Consider the following 3,074-nt stretch of genomic DNA (forward strand, 5'->3'; position numbering starts at 1 on the left):
AGCGGCCGACGGCTGCGCGGAGTTCGTGCACGACTCGGTCCGCCAGGCGGTGCTGCGCGACAGCCCGGACGAGGTGCTGCGGCGGTTGCGGGAACGCGCGGCGACGCTGCTCAACGACGTGGGCCGCCCGGCCGAAGAGGTGGCGGTGCCGCTGTTGCTGCTGCCCGCGGCGCCGCGGCCGTGGATGACCGATGTGCTGCGGGAAGCCGCCGGTTGCGCGGAACACCGCGGCGCGCCGGGAATGGCGGCCCGCTACCTGCGGCGGGTCCTCGAGTTCGACGGCGACGACGTCGCGGTGCTGGTGCAGTGCGCGCGGATGCTCGGACAGCTCGAGCCGGAGACCGCGCTGCGCCAGTTGGAACGCGCGCTGGAACTGCTCGACGAGCCGCGCAGCCGGGTGCCGGTCGCGGCGCAGTACGCGCTGATCTCGCTGACCGCGCAGAACTCGGTGCGCGCCTACGAACTGACCTCCGGGGTGCTCGACGAGCTCGACGCGCTGGTCGGGCCGGAGCCCGCGGGCGCCGATCTGGCGTTGCGCACCGCGATCGAGGCGGTGGTGCTGCTGTCCGGGATGGACGAGAAGTCCACGGTGCGCAGCGCGGGTGAGCGGTTCCGCGGCAGGCCCGATCCCGCCGGGGTCACCGCGGAGGAGCGGCAGCTGCTGGCGTTGCTGTCCTCGCTGGGGACGCTGCGCACCTTCCGGCACGCCGAGGAACCCGCCGAGCAGGCCCGCCGGGTGCTGCGGATCAGCGACGTGGAAAGCGGCGGCTGGGCGCTGATGGGCTCGGCGCTGTCGCTGTACATGGCCGACGACAACGAGTCCGCGCTCGCCGCGCTGGGGCTGCTCATCGAGCACGCGCAGGCCACCGGGCAGGCGTGGACCTACTGCCTGGCCACCAGCACCCGCGCGATCGTGCGGCACTGGACCGGCGACCTCGCCGAAGCGCTCGCCGACGGGCAGTCCTGCTACGACGTGCTGGTCCAGGAGTCCTGGGTCGGGGCGATGACGATGCCGCAGACCTCGCTGGCGATGGCGCTGATCCGGCAGGGCGAGGCGGCGCGGGCCGACGAGCTGCTGCGCGGGATCGACCGCGCCCGCTTCGGGGAGTTCACCTTCGAATACCACCCGTACCTGATGGCCCGGGCGTGGGCGCGGGAAGCGCTCGGCGACACGGCCGGTGCGCTGGAAATCCTGCTGCACTGCGGGGAAAGCCTGAGCGAAGCGGGCATCACGAACCCGGTTTTCGCGGCGTGGTGGTACGACGCGGCGCGGATCCTCGCCGCACTCGGGCGCCACGAAGAAGGTCAGCGGATCGCCGAGCACGGCGCGGAGTTGGCGGCGCGGTGGGGCACGGTGCGTGCGCGGGGCATGGCGTTGACCGCGCGCGGTGTCGTCACGCCCGGGGAGGAAGGGCTGCGGTTGCTGTCCTCGGCGGTGCGGACGCTGGCCGACTCGCCCGGCAAGCTGGCGCACGCCGAAGCCGAATACCTGCTGGGACGGCGGCTGCTGGCGGAAGGTGATGCGGAAGGAGCGCGCGGGCACCTGCGATCTTCGCTGGACATGTCGGTGCTGCGGCGGGACCGCAGGCAGGTGGCGCTGTCCTCGGCCGCGTTGCTGGCCGCGGGCGGGCGGTTGCGCCGCGGCACCGGCTCGCCCGCGGACGCGCTCAGCGGCAGCGAGCGCCGGGTTGCCGACCGCGCCGCGGAGGGGGCGACGAACCGGGAGATCGCGGAGTCGCTGTTCCTCACCGTGCGCACCGTGGAACTGCATTTGACCAGCGCTTATCGCAAGCTCGGGGTGCGCGGGCGGGCGGCATTGCCCGCGGCGCTCGTGGAACAGGCGGGTTGAGCGGGTTTTTCGCCGGAGTCCGGAAGAATTCGCCGACCGCGGTATCAGCTTGACTGATCATTCCGGATGGCCGTCCACGATCCAGGAATCCGTTGCCACGCCGCCGGAATCGGGCGATGGCGATGGTATGATCCGCTCGGCTGCGGCAGCCGGTGCGCTGCCCGGCCGGTGAGTTGTTGAAACGATGTGCTGCCCCGCCAATGTTCCGGCTCGTTCGGCGTTTCGGGCCATTCGGCGTTCCGGCGCATTCGGCATTGCGAGCCATGGGAGGTTTCGGTGGCCGAGCGGCTTCCGGCGAATGCGGACTCTCCCCGGCCGCTATCCGGTAATGCGGGTGAGTAAGCGCCGTTGAGCACGTTTCGTGAGGGAATGCGCGGTGCTGACTCCGCCGGGTTATTCCTGAGTGATTTTCATATTCGCTCGCTGATGATGCGGTTCTCCGGTCGGCGCAGGGGCCGCTGATGGCGAACGAGGTCCAGCGATTCTCCGGGTGCGGTCTCGCAGGGCGGGATGCGGAACTCGGCGTGCTCGCCCACCTGGTCGGCGAACTGCGCGCCGGTCGTTCCGCGCTGGTGACGGTGACCGGCCCGCCCGGCGCCGGGCGCAGCGCACTGCTGACCGCCGTCGTCGAGCAGGCGCGCGCGGCGGGGGTGCGGACCGCCGTGGCCCGCAGCTCGCCGATCGAGACCGAGTTGCCCTACAGCACCGTCGCGCAGCTCGCGGGCGTGCTGCTGCCGCCGGAGCAGCTCGCGCGGATCAGCTGGATGGGCGCGGGCGAAACCTGCGAACCCAAGATGTGCGGGCGTTTCCTGGCGCTGGCGCGGGAGGAACCGCTGCTGGTGGCGGTCGACGACGACCAGTGGACCGACCCGTGGTCGCGGCGTTGGTGGCGGGAAGTGGCCCAGCACTCCGACGGATCCGCGGTCCTGATGGTGCGCGCGGTGCGCGGTGGTTCCGCCGAGGTGCCCGACCGGTTCGACGGCGCGATTCCGGTGCCGGTGCGGGAAATCCACCTCGGACCGCTGTCCGCCGACGACGTCGAGGGGATGTTGCCGGAACGCGGGCCGCGCGAGTTCGCCGTGGCCGCCGCGGAAAGCACCGCGGGCAACCCGGCGGTGCTCAGCGCGGCGTTGCGCGAATACCGCGCGGAGGGGCTGAGCCCGCACCCGCGGAACCTGGCGCGGTTCCGGCAACTGGCCGCCGAGGCGGAAGGCGAGCTGGCCGA

The 3,074-nt window shown here is 72.3% G+C and carries 2 protein-coding genes; both read left to right on the plus strand.

The window, feature by feature from the left end:
* Positions 1 to 1,849 (plus strand): LuxR family transcriptional regulator (locus tag IJH84_RS15520; protein WP_295145676.1); only part of this gene is annotated, 1,849 nt, incomplete at its 5' end.
* Positions 1,850 to 2,310: 461 nt separating this feature from the next.
* On the plus strand, positions 2,311 to 3,074 hold a 764-nt coding region (locus IJH84_RS15525), incomplete at its 3' end, for an AAA family ATPase (protein WP_295145678.1).

Source organism: Saccharopolyspora sp. (assembly GCF_017434145.1).
In the GTDB taxonomy this organism is placed as follows: Bacteria; Actinomycetota; Actinomycetes; order Mycobacteriales; family Pseudonocardiaceae; genus Saccharopolyspora_C; species Saccharopolyspora_C galaxeae.